18 protein-coding genes are annotated in these 17,526 nt (G+C 44.0%); 3 read left to right on the forward strand and 15 right to left on the reverse strand.

Annotation, left to right across the window (positions count from 1 at the left end; all coding sequences use genetic code 11):
* Window positions 1-77 precede the first annotated feature (77 nt).
* From DCC85_RS14045 to DCC85_RS14075, 7 genes are all read right to left on the reverse strand, one after another.
* Window positions 78-2,249: an Ig-like domain-containing protein gene (locus tag DCC85_RS14045; RefSeq protein WP_108466164.1), complete on the reverse strand. Its 2,172-nt coding sequence runs from the start codon at window positions 2,247-2,249 to the stop codon at window positions 78-80.
* A gap of 123 nt (window positions 2,250-2,372) precedes the next feature.
* Window positions 2,373-2,801: a hypothetical protein gene (locus DCC85_RS14050; protein ID WP_108466165.1), complete on the reverse strand. Its 429-nt coding sequence runs from the start codon at window positions 2,799-2,801 to the stop codon at window positions 2,373-2,375.
* Window positions 2,802-2,839: 38 nt separating this feature from the next.
* The gene (locus DCC85_RS14055; protein ID WP_108466166.1) at window positions 2,840-3,514 is read right to left on the reverse strand and encodes a uracil-DNA glycosylase; all 675 of its coding nucleotides are present in this window, start codon (window positions 3,512-3,514) and stop codon (window positions 2,840-2,842) included.
* 158 nt (window positions 3,515-3,672) lie between these two features.
* The gene (locus tag DCC85_RS14060) at window positions 3,673-4,650 is read right to left on the reverse strand and encodes a glycoside hydrolase family 43 protein (RefSeq protein WP_108466167.1); all 978 of its coding nucleotides are present in this window, start codon (window positions 4,648-4,650) and stop codon (window positions 3,673-3,675) included.
* A 64-nt stretch (window positions 4,651-4,714) separates the two neighbouring features.
* Complete coding sequence (locus tag DCC85_RS14065) at window positions 4,715-5,614, reverse strand: carbohydrate ABC transporter permease (RefSeq protein WP_108466168.1); 900 nt, start codon at window positions 5,612-5,614, stop codon at window positions 4,715-4,717.
* A gap of 51 nt (window positions 5,615-5,665) precedes the next feature.
* Window positions 5,666-6,544 (reverse strand): carbohydrate ABC transporter permease, encoded by an 879-nt coding sequence (locus DCC85_RS14070; RefSeq protein WP_108466169.1) that lies wholly within the window; start codon window positions 6,542-6,544, stop codon window positions 5,666-5,668.
* Window positions 6,545-6,669: 125 nt separating this feature from the next.
* Complete coding sequence (locus DCC85_RS14075; RefSeq protein ID WP_234414173.1) at window positions 6,670-7,896, reverse strand: extracellular solute-binding protein; 1,227 nt, start codon at window positions 7,894-7,896, stop codon at window positions 6,670-6,672.
* 308 nt (window positions 7,897-8,204) lie between these two features.
* On the opposite strand from DCC85_RS14075, the gene DCC85_RS14080 reads away from it, so the two are divergent.
* Window positions 8,205-9,107 carry an ArsR/SmtB family transcription factor gene (locus DCC85_RS14080; protein ID WP_108466170.1) on the forward strand — a complete coding sequence of 301 codons (903 nt, stop codon included), beginning with the start codon at window positions 8,205-8,207 and terminating at the stop codon, window positions 9,105-9,107.
* 99 nt (window positions 9,108-9,206) lie between these two features.
* Here the strand turns inward: DCC85_RS14080 and DCC85_RS14085 are convergent, their stop codons facing one another.
* The 3 genes from DCC85_RS14085 to DCC85_RS14095 all read right to left on the reverse strand — a co-directional run bounded on the left by DCC85_RS14085 (window position 9,207) and on the right by DCC85_RS14095 (window position 11,855).
* Window positions 9,207-9,614 carry a GNAT family N-acetyltransferase gene (locus DCC85_RS14085; RefSeq protein WP_199909924.1) on the reverse strand — a complete coding sequence of 136 codons (408 nt, stop codon included), beginning with the start codon at window positions 9,612-9,614 and terminating at the stop codon, window positions 9,207-9,209.
* A gap of 86 nt (window positions 9,615-9,700) precedes the next feature.
* Complete coding sequence (locus DCC85_RS14090) at window positions 9,701-11,074, reverse strand: MFS transporter (protein ID WP_108466172.1); 1,374 nt, start codon at window positions 11,072-11,074, stop codon at window positions 9,701-9,703.
* A 226-nt stretch (window positions 11,075-11,300) separates the two neighbouring features.
* Window positions 11,301-11,855 (reverse strand): ATP-binding protein, encoded by a 555-nt coding sequence (locus DCC85_RS14095; protein WP_108466173.1) that lies wholly within the window; start codon window positions 11,853-11,855, stop codon window positions 11,301-11,303.
* 222 nt (window positions 11,856-12,077) lie between these two features.
* On the opposite strand from DCC85_RS14095, the gene DCC85_RS14100 reads away from it, so the two are divergent.
* On the forward strand, window positions 12,078-12,437 hold the full coding sequence (locus DCC85_RS14100) for a BlaI/MecI/CopY family transcriptional regulator (protein WP_108466174.1): 360 nt from the start codon (window positions 12,078-12,080) through the stop codon (window positions 12,435-12,437).
* Window positions 12,434-13,909, forward strand: coding sequence for a M56 family metallopeptidase (locus DCC85_RS14105; RefSeq protein WP_108466175.1), 1,476 nt, complete (start codon window positions 12,434-12,436; stop codon window positions 13,907-13,909). Before DCC85_RS14100 ends, DCC85_RS14105 begins: the two co-directional genes overlap by 4 nt.
* A 403-nt stretch (window positions 13,910-14,312) precedes the next feature.
* Here DCC85_RS14105 and DCC85_RS14115 read toward each other — a convergent pair whose 3' ends face one another.
* From DCC85_RS14115 to DCC85_RS14130, 5 genes are all read right to left on the reverse strand, one after another.
* Complete coding sequence (locus DCC85_RS14115) at window positions 14,313-14,828, reverse strand: GNAT family N-acetyltransferase (protein WP_108466177.1); 516 nt, start codon at window positions 14,826-14,828, stop codon at window positions 14,313-14,315.
* Between the two features lie 133 nt (window positions 14,829-14,961).
* Complete coding sequence (locus DCC85_RS23005) at window positions 14,962-15,120, reverse strand: hypothetical protein (protein WP_159081880.1); 159 nt, start codon at window positions 15,118-15,120, stop codon at window positions 14,962-14,964.
* Between the two features lie 24 nt (window positions 15,121-15,144).
* Window positions 15,145-15,885 (reverse strand): ATP-grasp domain-containing protein, encoded by a 741-nt coding sequence (locus DCC85_RS14120; protein ID WP_108466178.1) that lies wholly within the window; start codon window positions 15,883-15,885, stop codon window positions 15,145-15,147.
* Between the two features lie 33 nt (window positions 15,886-15,918).
* Complete coding sequence (locus DCC85_RS14125; protein WP_108466179.1) at window positions 15,919-16,482, reverse strand: DMP19 family protein; 564 nt, start codon at window positions 16,480-16,482, stop codon at window positions 15,919-15,921.
* Window positions 16,483-16,787: 305 nt separating this feature from the next.
* Window positions 16,788-17,435: a pentapeptide repeat-containing protein gene (locus DCC85_RS14130; RefSeq protein ID WP_108466180.1), complete on the reverse strand. Its 648-nt coding sequence runs from the start codon at window positions 17,433-17,435 to the stop codon at window positions 16,788-16,790.
* Window positions 17,436-17,526 lie beyond the last annotated feature (91 nt).

Consider the following 17,526-nt stretch of genomic DNA (forward strand, 5'->3'; position numbering starts at 1 on the left):
CAACTGCACCTCCAACTGTTAGTTGATGTCTAACAACAATTGGGGTGCAGTTGATTAAAGAGATGTTTTTCAAAAGCTTATTTTTTTACGGAGACTGTAACAGTAACGGTCTTCCCGCCGAATTTCGCTTTGATGCTTGCTGTTCCTTTAGCCACAGCTACGATTTGTCCGTTATTTACGGTTGCTACATTCGGTTTGCTGCTTGTCCATACTGCGCTGCTGTTCACACTGGAACTGCTTCCAGTGTCATACAGTGCCGTCAAGTTCACGGTCTTGGCAGAACCTGGAGCAAGCACAACCTTACGTTCACTTACTGTAAGCTTCGCGAGCTTCGGAACTACAGTGATTGTTACGGATACAGCCTTGCCTTGATAAGAACCGCTCAAAGTGGCGGTGCCTTCACCAACAGCCTTAACGGAGGTTTTATTAACGGTTGCTACTTTTTCATTACTGGATACCCAATTCACCTTCGAGGACAGGTTTATCGTTTTACCGTTGGCATAGAAACCTGTTACCTTAATCGATTTGGACTGCTTGATATTCATTTGAAGCGAAGTCGGTGCCACTGCAATCTTAATAACCTCTTGTTCTACTGATACCGGAATTTTGATGGTTTGATTCAAATAAGTGCCTGTAAGGGTTGTATTACCCTTAACTAGACCTTTAATCGTCCCATCCTTAATGACAGCCGTACTGCCTGTCATAGACCATTCTATGGAAGTAGTCACATTAACCTCATTCCCATTCTCCAATACGGCTGTTACCGTTTGAGGAAGCGGACTGGTTTTGCCTGTAACAATCTGATAAACCTCGGTATCTGCCAATAGCACCAGTACCTTCTCAGAGACCGTTACCGGGATGGTGACAACCTCTTTAGAGCCGATTTTAGCTGTTAATTGGGCGGACCCTGTGCCCACAGCTTTAAGCTTACTGCCTTCTACAGTAAACACAGTCTCATTGCTTGAAAACCACTGCACCGCGTTACTAAAGTCCTTCTCTTCTTCATCCAGCAACGTACCAGTCACTTTCGGAGCCGATTTGGACTCGCCATTCAGCAAGCTCAAACTGGTTGGATCTGCTTCGAATTTAGTTACCGTAGGATGCACAGTAACATTAAATTCTTTGCTAAGCCCCATATAAGAGACCTTGATCGTAGAGCTTCCAACAGCTTTCGCTGTAATCTGGCCCTTGTTTACAGTGACTGCAAGCGGATTGGAAGAGGTCCATTCAGCGGCATCCGTTACCGAACTCGTACCTCCATTGCCGCCAGTAGTGGCCGGAGCATTTCTGACCTCCACCCCGACGCTTTCAGATTGGTTCAAGAACATCACCGGATTCTTCACGAAATCCTTGTTTGTAAGTAACAAGGACTCATAAGGATTACGGACATAAACATCAACAGAAGCCGTAGACCCGAGATAACTCGCTGTAATGGTTGTTTTACCAAGAGAAATTGGCTGCAGCTTACCGTCTACAATTTTTGCTACGGATTCGTTAGAGGAATTCCATTTCACCTTGTCTGTAACTTCAGTGCCTGCGGCTGTGTCAGTGCTGGACAGCTTGGCAAATGCCTTTAATTCTTTGGCTGCGTCGCCAACCAGCATCTCCTGATCGCCATTTGGTTCAATAACCAGCTTACCGTAAGGCAGGACAACTTTTACCTTCACGGAAGCTGTAACGCCTTTATATGTAGCTGTTACCGTGGCGGTACCTTTGTCTACAAGCTCCACTTTACCCTTATCTACCTTGAGGACCGAGCTGTCAGAAGTCGTCCAATCGGCGACTGTGGATACATCATTGCTGCCGTCTGCAATCGCCTTAATAACTATTCCTTCTGTACCCAGCTTATATTCTACGTTATCAGCTTGGTCCAGTTTCAGCTCATCAACAGCATACTTAACTGTAACATTGATGTATTTAAGTGCGCTTTTGTATTTTGCTGTGATTTTTGCAGTACCTTTACTGAGCGGTGTCAACAGACCGCCATCTACTTTAACAACTCTGGCATCGGAAGAAATCCATGTTACATCATTCGTAACATCTTTCTTAGCGACAGAACCTTCAAGCGTTGCCAGCACACGAAGCTGCACTGTTCCTTCGTTAACGGTTAATTCAATGTTGCTTTCTGACGTGTCAAAATCAATCGACGTCACGTCCCCGGTCGCCGCAAATGCGCTGGTAGGCAGCACCGTTGCCAGCATCAGTACAACGACAAGGAACCATTTCGTCATTTTCCTGTTCCCGCTCATTCATTTCTCTCCTTTGACTTTCAGTTCTTCCTGGAAATTTTCCAGTCTTAACCTATTTTATCGTCAAGAAGGCCTATTTTGTTTATCTTTTTCTGTTATTTTGTTAAAAATAGACATAAAGTCCTAATTTCCATGTACAGATCTCACTACGAATTCATGCTCCTGCTTGCTGAGCACTTCCCCGGTACGCAGTACAACCTCACGGCTGTTATGGGCCACAATCACCGCGCGATAGCGAAGAACCTCATCTCCTGCCCAGACTGTAACCGGAGAGCGGAAATGGATCGCATTGTCGAATTGAATGGGGTCCTTCATGACATAACCAACAGAGTGGCTTCTAGCCGCCACTCCTGCCGCCGGACCTCTCCGGTGTGTGCCTGCCTCAGAGACTGTAATTTTCAAGATGTCGTCGAGCGGGATAAACATCAGTTTAGGCCCGAGCTGAAGACGTCTCTTCTCGTGGTCCCACCCATCAATTCTTCCTGTGTAGATCCGATCTTCGTCCATACGAAATATGGTAACGTATCGACCGATCCATCTCTCGTGCTTCATACCTGTCCCTCCAATCCATCCAAGAACGTTTGATTCGCCTAGATGTCGCTCTCTTCTATACTCCAATTGATGGGCTCAAGCCCCTGCTCTCTCAGAAACTCATTGCATCTGCTGAATGGGCGGCTGCCGAAAAATCCATGCCGTGCCGCCAGCGGGCTTGGATGAGCGGAGGCAATTACTTGATGTCGCTTCTGGTCAATAAATGCCCCCTTCTTCTGGGCGTAATTCCCCCAAAGGATAAATACAAGCGGGGTGTCCCGCTGATTCAATCTGGATATCACCGCATCTGTGAACCGCTCCCAACCTTTACCCTGATGGGAATTTGGCTTGCCCTCCCTTACCGTAAGCACAGAGTTCAGCAGCAGAACCCCCTGCTGAGCCCAAGAAGTCAAAGTCCCTGTCAACGGTACAGAAACTCCGAGATCCGCCGACATCTCCTTGTATATATTGTGCAGTGAAGGGGGAATTCGCACTCCGGGGAGTACAGAGAAGCTCAAGCCGTGAGCTTGTCCCAGTCCGTGGTACGGGTCCTGTCCCAGAATAACTACCTTTGTCTCCTCATAGGAGGTAAGCTTCAGAGCCTGAAACAGGAACTGCCGTGGGGGGAATACTGTATGTTCCGCATACTCATGATCCAGCCAGCTCATTAAATCATGGAAATAAGTGCTCTCCATTTCATCCCTTAATAATTCATCCCAATCGTTACCAAACAAATTCAACACTCCTCTTCTCCAATCCTATTTATTTTATACCCGCCCGCTCTGTATATCCACCACTGGAATTAAAAAGCCGACCCGTAGGGTCGGCTTCATTCTTGCATACTATATATAATAGTAAAAATCCAAAGTTGAATTTACTTTACTCTCTTCATTTAAGATACTTGGCTCGCCTTGGCCGTATCCGGTCTCGGCACTCCGAAGTTCGGAGTCCCATCTTCATTCCACTGGAAAACCTGCACACGGGCATGGCGGTTTGGATCATACAGCGGATCTCCCGTAACCTCTTTATAACTTCTCGCATGGTATACAAGAATATCCTCCGTACCATCCTCAGAAACCGTAAAGCTGTTATGCCCTGGTCCATACTGTTCGTTCTCTTCAGAGGTCTGGAATACCGGCTCAGGATGCTTAACCCAGGATTTTGGATCAAGCAGATCTGCATTCTCATCTGCTGTAAGCAGCCCCATGCAGTAGTTATGATCCGTAGCGCTTGCGGAGAAGGTCATAAATATCCGTCCGTTGCGCTTCAGAATCGCAGCACCTTCATTCACCAAGAATCCGATCTTCTCCCAATCGTATTCCGGCGTAGAGATTTGAACCTGCTCGCCTTTCAACGTCCATGGATTCTCCATCTCAGAGATGTACAGATTGGAGTTACCCGGGATTTCCGGATCCTTCTGGGCCCACACATAATATCTAATCCCTTTATGCTCGAAGGAGGTTGCATCCAGGGCGAAAGATTCCCACTTCGTCTTGATCTGCCCCTTCTCCACCCATTCCCCTTCAAGCGGGTTAGCCGAAGCATTCTCCAGCGCAAACATGCGGTGATCGAACAGACCATCCTTGGTCTCAGAAGTATGTGCCGCAGCAAAGTATACATACCATTTCCCATCAATATAATGAATTTCCGGAGCCCAAATGTTAGCACTCATGAGCCCTGTCTCATGCTTTACCCAGATTGTCTTGGCTTCAGCTGTCGCTAAGCCTTCAATCGTTCTGGAGCGACGCAGTTCAATCCGGTCGTATTCCGGAACAGAACCTGTAAAATAATAATAACCATCACTATGTTTATAGATAAAAGGATCTGCGCGTTGTTCAATTAAGGGATTATTAAATTGAAGTCTGGTCATATCTACAACTCCTATACAATTTGTATTCTTTATATTTTTTAGTGATCGGTTAGATCAATAGGGTTTAACCTTTAATACCTGCATTTAAGTTAATTGATTGTACAAAATATTTCTGAGCGAACAAGAACAGCAGCAGCGTTGGGATAATAGCCAGAATCGCCGAACCCATCAGCTGCCCGATCATGCGGTAATTGCCGTAAATGTCCTGGAGCAGGAGCAACCCGGCCGTAACAGGCATTTTAACTACATCGGTGTAGACGATAACCGGCCACAGAAAGTCATTCCATGATCCTGTAAAGGAGAACAAGGCACACACGATCAGAATTGGCTTAACAAGAGGCAGAATGATGGAGAAATAAATCCGGAAATCGGAAGCTCCATCCACCTTAGCAGACTCATCCAGCTCTTTCGGAATTCCATTCATAAACTGCCGGACCAGGAAGATATTCCCCATCCCTGCAAGCCCCGGAATAACCATTGCCCAAGCGGTATTTACCCAGCCCAGAGCATCAATAATTTTATAAGAAGGAATAAGGTTAACTACACCAGGGAAAAAAGAAATCCCCAATAGCGTGAAGAACAAGGTGTCTCTGCCTTTGAATTTCATGCGGGAATAGCCGTAGCCGGTAATGGAAATGACAACAACTACCAGCAGGGTATGACTCACCGCAATAAACACGGAGTTATACAACCAGCGCAGAATCGGCGCAGTGGAGGTATTCTCCAGTATAGCGACGTAGTTCTCCATGATCCAGTTCTCTGGAAGGAGACGGAACCCGCTTGAGACAACCTCCGTTTGGGAACGGAAAGATGTAGTGATCCCAAAGATCACAGGAATAACCCATAACAGACAAAGAATGATCAAAAACAAATAGGCCACATATTTTGAAATACTAATCTTACCGCCCTTTTTTGGGGTAACATTCGTATTCTTCTTCAGATCGACCACAGCCTGGTTCGACATGTTCTAAGCACCCACCTTTATTGGTTCCATGATAGCTTGCCACCGGTACAACTAAGCAGACTTCCGGTTCATGAGATAATACTGAAGGGCAGAAATAATAAGAATAACAACCCCCAGCAATACGGCCATCGCTGACGCCATCCCGGCAATCGATTCACCGCTGCCGAAAGCCAGCTTACGGATGTACATCATCAATACGCTCGTGCTCTCTTGTGGTCCGCCTTTGGTTAACATCAGCGGCTGCCCGAAGACATTAAATGCACCGGCCGTAGTCATGACAAAAGTATAGATGAGCGGGAAATTGATCGAAGGCAGTGTTATACTGAAAAATTTCCGGATGGGTCCAGCACCATCCAGATCCGCAGATTCGTACAGATCTTGACCCACACCGCTTATAGAAGCGCGGTAAATAATCATGTTGCCGCCGACGCCGCCCCAAAGGGTCAGAACTACGATCATGATCCAAGCATAGGGTTGATGTGAGGCCCAAACCGTTTCAGACCCGAACACATTGCCGGTAATACCAAGCTGTTTATTGAAGATCAGCGACCAGATCAAGGCAGCTGCAGAGATAGAGATCAGACCAGGAAGATACAGAATGGATTGCATCAAACTCTTAGCCTTGACCTTCTTATGTTCCAAGGCAACTGCAATCATCAATGGGATAATAATTAGCAGAGGAACGGTAAGAACAACAAACATCAGAGTATTCCGTAAACCTCTGAAAAACTGCGTATGGAAGGTTGAGGTCGAGTCAAAGAAAATTGTCTTATAGTTATCCAACCCTACCCATTCCGGCGCACCAAGCAGGTTCCATTTAGTAAATGAAGCATAAATCCCGTAGATGGTAGGCAACAAAATAAAGACGATGAATAAAATAAGATGCGGACCTACAAAGAAAACGGGTGCTAAATTAAATTTCTTTTTCATAGGCTTTCATATCTCCTTTTTCAGGATCTTGCAGGTAAAAGCATTAGTGAAAGGTAATATGCCGGTTTCGGCATATTACCTTTACAACATGTCTTTCTCGGTTCAGAATTTCCGCTTCCTTAAGATTAGTTCTCGTTAATCTTATCCTCTACATATTTCTGCATCGTCTTCAGGCCTTCATCAATAGGTACATTGCCGCGAACAAGGTCAGATACATAAGTATCTAAAGCTTCAGCAACATAAGGGTAATATTCATAGGTGTAGATATAGAGTGATTTAGTTTCTTTCTCATCTGAAGTGAAGAAGGATTGAATATAATTCTTATATTCTGGGCTTTCGTTGACTTGCTTACTTGCTACGATTTGGCCAGCTTTTGCCCATTCCATCGAGTTGCTGCGAATAAACTCCAGAAAGGCTGCAATGCCTTTTTCTTTCTCTTCAGTTCTCTTTTCATTCTTAAACATCGCGAACAAGTGAGAGGAGGCTCTGTTCGTGAATTTGTCAGGGCTAGGTGCATATACGTTCGTTACACCAAAATTCAAGTTCTCAACTTTAGCATGTGCTGTGGAGCTCCAAGTACCGTCTGTGGAGAAGAGAACATTGCCAGATTGGAACATCAGGTATCCGTCTTCCCCTTGAGGTGTAAGAAGACCGGCATCGTTCAGTTTCTTAACCGATTCAATTGCTTTCTTCATAGCTTCTGTGTTAACTGCTGGCTTGCCGTCCTGCTGAATATCTCCGCCCAGGTTCTGAATCTGAGCCAGGATAACCCAGCTAAGGAGTGCATCATTAACTACATAATCTCCTTGCTTCAACTTGCCTTTCAGAGACATCATCTCGTCGAAGGTAACGACGTTGTCGTCCAAGAAGTTCTCAACCCCATACTCCTTCAGCAAATCTTTGTTGTAATACATTGCGCTGCTGTGAATATCGAGCGGAATGGTGTATTGTGTGTTGTTAATGTTCCCTACCGACCAGGCTTGTGGCAAGTAATTGTCTTGCTTAAGCTCTGGTTGCGCTTGCATTACAGTGGTCATCGGCTGAAGCAAATCTTGCTTAACGTAGCCGGGAACACGGTCAGCGTGAATAATAGTCAAATCAGGAATGCCCTTTTTAGAGTTCAAAACTGTAGACAGCTTTGTATACATATCGGAAGTAACAACATGCTTAACTTTAATTTCTGGATTTGTTGCATTGTAGTCTTTAACGAGCTGATCCATATACGCCCCGTCATCACCTGTCAGTGGTGTCCAAAACGTAATCGTCTTCGCGTCATCCTTACCGCCACATCCAGCTAACACCGTTGTCATTACAAGAACGAGTGTCAATAAGGCCCCCAGTTTTTTCTTCAACGCTTTCTCCTCCTAATAAATCTTCATCTAAGTTAATTATTTACATGTAAAGCTTTCCGCAAGTAATTAACCTGGGATAAGTATATCCCTTACTTGAAAACGTTGTCAATAACCATTTCGTAAAGTCATAATAATTATTTTTAGTTTAATTAACATTTTTGTTTACTAAACAAAATGAAAGCTGTTTCTTAGTTAACTTAAATTATCTTTAAAATTAATTTATGTACATGCTAATAATCTTTCTGGTATTATACATACATAACGTATAGTTAAAGATTAATGAAAACATTTTGAAAGAAGTGGTCAATGTGCAGCTTGAAATAGACCTATCTTCACTCGTCGTCTACGAGGCATTAGCAAGCGAGGTACGCATTAAGATTATTCAACTGTTGTCTAAAAACAAAATGAACATCAAAGAGCTGGCAGAAGAACTTCAATTAAGCAGCCCTATTGTGATCAAACATATTAAGAAGCTTGAAGATGCCGGATTGATCAAAACTGAGAAGGTACCCGGAAAATCAGGGCTGCAAAAAATTTCAATCCTAAAGGTAGATCATATTGAAATCAACTTTCCAAAGAAGATCTTTCACTCTTTCGCTTCCTATGAGACCTCAGTCCCAATCGGGCATTATACGGACTTTGACTTGCAGCCTACCTGTGGGCTGGCTACCGAGAAGGAGTTTATCGGCCGAGTGGATGAACCCAAATATTTCATGGATCCTAAACGGGTAGATGCTGAAATATTATGGTTTACGAAAGGCTTTATCCAATACAACATCGCTAACTTTCTGCAGCAAGAAGAGAAGCTGCAGCAGTTCGAGATCAGCCTGGAAATTTCTTCGGAATTTCCCTTCTCCAATGATGTCTGGCCATCGGATATTACCTTCTCCTTGAACGGAATCGAGCTCGGCACCTGGACTAGTCCAGGAGATTTTGCCGATACCCGCGGGAAATTCACGCCTGATTGGTGGCCCCATAACATCAATCAATACGGACTGCTTAAGACGATCCGCATCTTCAAGCACGGAACTTACATCGATGGCGACCAGATATCCGAAGTCTCTATTGATGACCTGGATACATCTTGCGACAGATGGACCTTCCGCATTGAGGTGAAGGAAGACGCCAAACATGTGGGCGGAGCCACCATTTTCGGGAAGAAATTCGGAAACCATGATCAAGATATTAACTTCAAATTGTATTACTTGTAGCAAAAACTCGCGAGGCTTGCATGAACCGCAAGCCTCGCGAGTTTTTTAGTTGAGTCCGGGTTATTTGTAATTCTATTAACGATGTACCCTAGCAACCTTCTAGAGATGTTTTGTTAAGATCATTTCAAGAGGCTGAGTGTCAAGGATCAGACATCCGGCATCCCGGTATCCAATTTTCCTGTAAAAATGCTGTGCCTCATCATCGGATTGTGTGGAAGTCATAACGAGCATATATCCTCTTTGACGCATAGCTGCTTCCCAATGGTATACAGCTTCCTTCCCCCCACCTTGTCCTCGGTACTCCTCATCGATCCATAACATATTCATAAACGGTATGTTATCCCAAAAATATCCGAATCTCATCCAACCGATGTTTTCCTGGTCAGCATTTTTAAAGATAAGAATCTCCTTCTCACGGATCTTCCTGCTCACCAGCGGCTCAGAAATATGTTGATCTCTCTCAATAATATACTCATAATCTTGTTCCGTTGCCCACTCTATCTTCAACGCCATCCCCTCCAAATATGCCTCTATTAAGAAGTGAAAAGGACTTATGATTTGCCCTACTCCGCTGATGAATTGTCGTATCAGGACTATGTGTCTGTAATCCGCTTAGCTCTTCTGACAGTAAACCAGAATACAGTTCCGCAGACCATGAGTACCCCAAGCAGTAGCAGTGCCAAATTGCTGTACAAATAAGCTCTAGGATCCGTTATGGTCGGAATTATTCGGAGGTCTAGCGAATGTTGCACGAGCATGCCGCCTACAACTGCGATACCGATCCCTTCAGCTAGGAAGCAGGCATAGTTCAAAAAGCCCATCCCTGAACCCGTCTCGTCAGAACCAAGCGCATCTGCCACCGTTGTTGAGATGACAGTCTTGACAAAGGAAAGGCCTCCAAAGATCAGAATTAAAGCACCGGAAATCAGCCATGGGCTACCATCTGTCAACAACGCAATAATCAAGAAACCTGCTCCTAATAAGAATATACCAGTAACCAAGACAAAGCCTGCTCCCCGCCTGTCTACCCAATTACCGCCTGCAACCCCAAAAAGAATGACGCTGATCGTTCCGGGAAATAAGACGCCACCCCCAATCAAACTGGTCGTCATCTGATACACTTCTCGCATCATATAGGGAACCATGGAAATAAATCCGGCAACGATTCCAAGGAGTATGCCGCCTAACAACACGCCGACAATGAACTTTCGCTTTTTGAATAAAGCGGGATCGATGAAAGGTTCCTTCACGCTACGTATCCGCCACGAAAACAACGCCAGCAAAATAATACTGGCGCTTCCATACAGCCAGTTATAATTCGTCATAAACAAGGAAAATGATACAATGCCCAGAACCAAAAGTCCTCCTCCAATAACATCAAGCGGCGCTTTTTTCGAAGGTGTGTCCGGAAGTGTTCTCATAAAGAACGGCAGTGTGACCAGCGTAATCATAGGCAGAACAAATAGATATGACCAATGCACAAAGTCTGCGATCAATCCTCCCAGAACCGGACCGATCCCTTCTCCCAAGGCCACAGTCGAACCGATCAATCCGAAGGCTTTGCCCCGGTGCCGGTGATCTACACAAGTGGCGACAATGACCACAATGAGCCCTGGAACGACGGAAGCGCCTACCCCTTGAATGAATCGAGCAAGCAGCAAACCCGGAAACCAGGTATGAAGCAATAGGCCCGCCATCGATCCACCGGCGTAAAGACACAGGCCAAAGCGCAACAATCGTTTCACACCGAACGCATCAGCTATTTTCCCATAGACCGCGGTTCCTGCCGCAAAAGAAAGCATAAAGCTTGTATTAACCCAATTCGCTGCAGACGGCTCAATTCCGAATTGGGCACTAATGTCCGGCAACGAAACATTAAATACCGTCTCATTTAGCACGCTAAAAAATGCAAGAATGATGAGCCAAATCAAGAATTTTGGGAAAGCTCCCGCCACCTGTTGTTCCATTCGTATAATACCCCTTTATATCGTAAGGGGAACATGCAGTTTATAGGGCCAGTGATGCGTGATCCCCTTTGTTTTGTGCCCAGTTTTTTGTATCGCACTTCATTGTAACGCCTCCAATAATGTAGTTAATGACTTTGTTCCAACGCAATGATACCCTGCCTGAGAAAATAAATCATAGTAAAAAATAATTTATAATCAATTATTGCTTGGCTTCTTCTTCATCAAGTTACCTACTTAAATTCACTATGCTTTGGATAACTGACTTAACCTCTGCGGAATCTTTAATGATAAATAAGTCATCAGCTTCTCCCTCTCTAGGATCGATGTTATGCCCAAGATCATACTCTGCATCTTGTCTACTTAGCACTTCCTTAAAATTCGAAGCAGTTCGGAAGATCGATTTACTGCGGCAACTGTTACGAACACGTTCCTCCAAAATAGGGTTCGGAAGATCAAAATGAACAAGAACGCTTCTAAAACTTTTGCTATGAAAATAAACAAGCAGCTCTGATCGATTTTTCAAATTAAGGTTTGAATTACTAAGGATAAGATGATAATTCGTCATCTGTACCGCATAATCTACTATGGTATTTGTAATGGCATATTTGATTATGTTGGGTCCCTGCTCTGGACGTAGTGATTTATAGTGTGTATTAATGAATTCAGCATGATGATCTTGATCTATTACAACAGAATTCTTCAGTTGCTGTTCTAATTCTTTAGCAAATGTAGTTTTACCGCTGTGGGTCTTGCCCACGGTTATAATGGCGAGCCGTTTCACAGCACACCTCCTTTAAAGAGACTTCAACCAAGATCACACAGTTTCGTTCTGATATGTCTCATATCATAATTCGACCGAACAGTATTTTATTCCATTTGGCTACCCCTTCTTCCTGTAGCACATTCGTAATTTTACAATCCGGTGGCACAACGATCTTCGTCTTACCATGACTTGACAAAAGAGGTTTATCACAATAAACTTCGTGTAGCAGGGAGCGATCACATGGAAAGCTACAAATTGTTCGATGCCGAATACAAATTTGCATGCCTGATTTGGGATCATGAACCCATTAATTCCACAGATCTTGTTAAACTGAGCCAGGCCAATCTGGGTTGGAAAAAGTCCACGACGTATACCGTATTAAGAAAACTGTGTGAACGGGGAATTCTTAAAAATGAGAAAGCAACGGTCACGGCTATTGTTAAGCGGGAAGATGCTCAGAAATATGAAAGTCAGACGGTTGTTGAAAAAGCATTCAACGGGTCGCTGCCGCAGTTCTTAACCGCATTTTTAGGAGAGAAGAAGCTGTCAGAGAAGGAAGCGGAAGAATTAAAGCGGATTATTGAGGAGGCGACCCAATGACGAGTCTGTTTCTTACAATTCTTAATATGAGCATTACGGCAAGCTATGTCGCCCTTGCGGTGATTTTGGCGAGATTTCTACTTAGGCGTGCCCCTAAAATATTCAGCTATATTTTATGGTCGGCCGTCATCATCAGACTGGTGATCCCCGTGAGCTTCACCTCAAGCTTCAGCATATTAAGGTGGGTGCAGCCAGAGTACCAAGCTCAGACAAACACAAGTTCCATAGAGTTCGTATCGAAAGACATGGAGATCTTGAAAAATCCGGTCGTAGACCATGGAGTTCGGGAAATCACCCGCTTGATCCATTCTTCCCTTCCGGGCACTCCCCCAATAGCAAGTGCAAATTTACTGCAGATCATCCTGTGGATTGGAACGATCATCTGGATCGCCGGCGCTGCCTTACTCCTTCTTTACAGTATTATCTCATATCTGAAAATTATGGCTAGAATCCGAACGGCAACGCTCGTTAAGGATCATATTTTTGAGACCGATCAAATTACAACTCCGTTTGTCTTCGGATTCCTGAGACCAAGAATCTACATTCCCACCGGCATGCATGAGCAAGAGCTATCTTACATTTTATTGCATGAAGAGACTCATATCCGAAGACGTGATTACTTGATTAAGCCTTTTGCATTCATACTCCTAATCATCCATTGGTTTAATCCTTTAATGTGGCTGTCTTATGCGCTGATGTGCAAAGATATGGAGATGTCCTGTGATGAGCGTGTCGTGAGCAGAATGGGCGAACAGATTAAGGGCAGCTACTCTAAGACCCTGCTTTCCCTGTCATTAAGCAGAGGCCGGTTCATCTCCGGCAGCCCGCTTGCTTTTGGAGAGAGCAATGTTAAGGCCAGGATTCGGAATGTTCTCTCTTATCGCAAGCCCTCTTCCTGGATGCTTGTAAGCTCCATTCTGCTTATTGCCGTCTTCGCCGTTGGGTGTACGACCAATCCTAATTCTAAGACTATATCTCTAGAGCCTTCTAAGCAGCCTCTCTATTCCGGCTACAATATGGAAACGCTAATGAAGAACAAGACCCTTTATGTAGGTAATCATATCAAAGTAGGGGGGCTTATTGGCGGAATGCCAAGACCTGAAGGACTCGAAGCTAAAGGGCTTGAACTCCAGACAACTAAGCAGCCCTATGGAGTCATTGTCCATTATTTAATGAACGACTCAGCGGAAGTGATGAAGGAAGGGGCACCCAACGTTGAGGCTTTTTACCGTAACGCCATTCTGCTCCTGAGCCTGATTGATAATGTGGGTTATATTACTTATTCCATGGTTGACCATACCGGCAGGCTGAACGGAGAGACGTATAACTGTACTTTCACAAGAGAGCAAGCCGAGCAATTCCTTGGAGAAGATGTCCGGCGCTATGCCGATGATGAAGCAAGCCTGCGGAAGTTGATCGATCGGTTAAATAACCAGTCCTTCAATGTGGCAAACTCTGCTTCTTCACTCTAAAGCCATAAACACTAAAGAACCCGAGCAACGGAGTGCTTATTCTCCTGCCCGGGTTCTTTAATACAATACCTATTATCTGATTTCAATTGTTAGCCTCTTTAATATACTTAACCAATTGCATAGCTTCACCCAAGGAACGATCCATCGAAATAGCGAATTCACCCGATGTAAAAACACTGGATACTCCGGGTGAAACCACTAATTCACCATTATAATATATTGGAAGTTCTTCCCCTAACACCTTTTGAGTAATGTATTTTAGTTTCTCTTTATCCTTGAACTGTCCTGCGACACTGTACCCCCCATCCCTGTCCACCACGACCTTAAATGAATCTTTATCAAGATCGGATCCGGTTGCTAATACATTTCTGTCTTTATCTTCAAACGTTAAACCATCTTCCTCCTAGCTTGAGTGTCTTCGTGATACTCCAATAGATAAATGATAGAACTTCTTATCAACGGGCATTATAGGGAATTCTGTTGGCAAAGCTTCCTCCGAAATCTCTTTAAAATTGTTTTTCTCATAAAACCTATGCGCAGCTTTAAATTGTAGGGTTGTCCCTAAATATATATTCTCGATATTCTTCGATTCCGCCCAGTTTACGGCATGCTTCAATAATAATGCTCCTGTATTCCACTTACTCCCTCTATATTCTTGTGCGACAAACATTTTTCTTAATGCGAGATTCCCTCGGCCGATATCTAATAAGGCTATAGTTCCTACGACAACTCCTTCAACTAATGCAATCCAAAAATTTCCTATACCCTGCTGATAGACCCCTGGTATATCAAGTAGATCCGGTTGATCATCCTTGGTGATCGGTACATCATATTCTACCTGTTGTATGTGCAAAATTAAGTTCAGGACCCCATCCTGATTCGATTGTGAAAATTCCTGAATTGTCAGTTCTTTGCTCATAGAGTTCCTTTCTTTTGCTCTTCTTCAATGATTCCCATTTGAATGTCTCTAATTATATGATCGTTAAGCTCAGCACAGCGTTGATCCGTACAAATGCAGTGCCCTTGGCGTCCCGATTAGCATAGATATCCTGTTAGGTTATTAGTAATTCTGGAATATTCGCAGTATCCCATTTACCTAAGCCCCCAACAGGTCTATACACCGTCTTCTTCACGTTGTTATCAAATGTTTCTGCAACTAGAATTTGATCATCTCTTCGAATCAGACATAAAGAAACGATTCCAATTTTCATTATATCCCTCCTTTAACTTCTACCTCATAAGCTTCTTAAGTAGTCTGTTGTCCCTGTCATTTCTGACCATCTGGCTGAGAGGAATTTCGCATAGTTTAGTGGGCTAATTCCATATGTCCCCAGAGAATGACCGTCGTTAATTTCCACCAATTTCATTCTGCCTTCTTGATCCAGTCCAAAATCCATACCATAAGCCGCCGGAGCATCCCTAAAATCCTTAACAGCACTTGTTACCACACTTAAATCCAGCTTAGAGTCCCAGGCTCCCTTATAATACCGAATGTCTAGGATCTCTCCGTATCGTATAAAACAACGCCATTCTGTCTTAAAATCAACAATTTCCGAACACCAAATATTCGTATCCTGATGTTCTTCAACTAAGCCTATAAAATCTTTATATTCTTTCACAACGATTCCAGCAAATTTCTTGGTGACATCTTTGGGCTTAATAAAGACATTCCAATTCTGTTTATTCTCAAACAGCTCTTGAACCGTTGTAGCCCATATTTTTCTGCCAAAATAAGCAGATAAGGATGACGGGTAATCGATTTCTCCCTGCCCTCTGTCTAATCCTAATGATTCAAGGCGTCCGCGCACATTACCAATTCCACCAACCACTACATCTTCCGGGTCATTTCCTTCAATCTCTGCAAGGTCATAAAACTTAACGGTCTCCCAGCCTAATAAACTAAAGCCCTCATTAGCGATGAAGGCATTTACATTGTAGAAGTCCCCATTTTTATTGGTTTGGATATAGGCTCTCATCACTTACACCTCCTGCGTTAGAGAAACAATCGGTTATACAATCCGCTTTATATCCTTGATTAATTCATCTTGGTTAATTTCGACATATTGAAACAGCGCATCAAATAAATCCTCATCATCACGATATAAATACAGCTGCTCTGCTTCTTTCTCCACCAGCATTAGAACATGGCGAATGTCATCTCCGTGAGTCTTAGAAGAATAACTAACTTGATTCACAGTCAAATGGTTCATATTTCCTCTTAGTTTTTCGGTGCAGATCCCGTGTTCTTCTAGCACTTCCTTGATGCTAATCATAATAGCCTGGTCTTTAGTTTGTTGAATGTTCCCTAGAGCTTTTATGGTTTCATTCAAATAGCACCCGCTTGTGTTCTCCAAAAAACCTACAATTCCGTTCATACTTAATTCCGTATCAAAGTCAATCAACAGTAAGATGTCTCTCAACACCTCAGGCAAAGCACCTATGTTCTCTCTTATACTACTAAAATCACTATGATACATATTAAGCGCAATATGCCCCACAATCTCCTCACTAGACATGCGGGATAGCTCATCCGCTGAGATCAATCTATTTATGGAATGTTTTATATGGTTCATTCTTATATCCTCTATACTTGAAAAATTATTATGGATTCTAAAAGAAATAGACCGCCATAACTAGGTAACGGTCTGCTCTCTGGCCTAACTTTCAGCGGCCGGCTGCTCCTTATGCATGTATTGTGCTTTAAAGTTAGTATGCAACACAGTCCTTATCTGTTCTTGCCCCAGTATAACTCAATCTATTACGCCCTCACAGAGTCCTAAGGTACATATTTCCACGTAGTATAGTGCTCCTCTTGCTCCCAAGTGATCTCCCAGACAAAAGAAAGAGACAGCCCTCACGAGGGTCTGTCTTAGTCACTTTAATACTTCACCTTCAGCCCTAACAGCTTGGCGAACCCGATCGCCTGCTCCGGCGAGACCGTACAACCAGCCAGGGCCTGCATTGGGATGTCGATCCGTTCATAGGTGCAGGTGCTGATATCTATCCCTTTCAGGGAAGTATCATTGAAGTCTGCTTCGTTCAGGTCATTCTCATGAAGCTCCAAGTCTTTGAACTTACAGCCATAGAAATTCGCGCTCTGCAAAGAACAACTGGCAAACCGTACTTGCTTCAAAGAAGCCTCTACCAGGTCCGCCAAATTCATAAGACAGTTCTCAAAGGTAACATGTCCTAAGTTTGCTTTGGACAGATTCATCCCCGTCAATTTGCAGTCTTTGAAATGAACGCGGTGAATTACCCCCTTTTCAAGCCGGGCATTGGACAAATCACAGTTTTCCAGCACGACGTCGGTCAGATCCAGCCGGTCAAACGTCGTATTTGTAAAAGAACAATTGCGAAGCTGCACCTTGGCCAAGATACAGCGTTCCATGACTTCATAATCATAGGAAGCGCTGTTTACCAAACCGTTGACCAGCTCATGATCGTGATCTGCTAGCACGTCCTCCCAGCTGGCCTCAGTCAATTCCGTCGAAAGCTGGGGGGAGTTAATTTTACTTTTCCCTGCCATGATCTATTTATCTCCTCTATATCAACTCGATTCGCAGCAAGCCTTTAGGGATTTGATTTGTCCTAGAGCTTCCCACGGGCTGCTCTCAGCA

The sequence above is a fragment of the Paenibacillus sp. CAA11 genome, from assembly GCF_003060825.1.
GTDB lineage: Bacteria > Bacillota > Bacilli > Paenibacillales > Paenibacillaceae > Fontibacillus.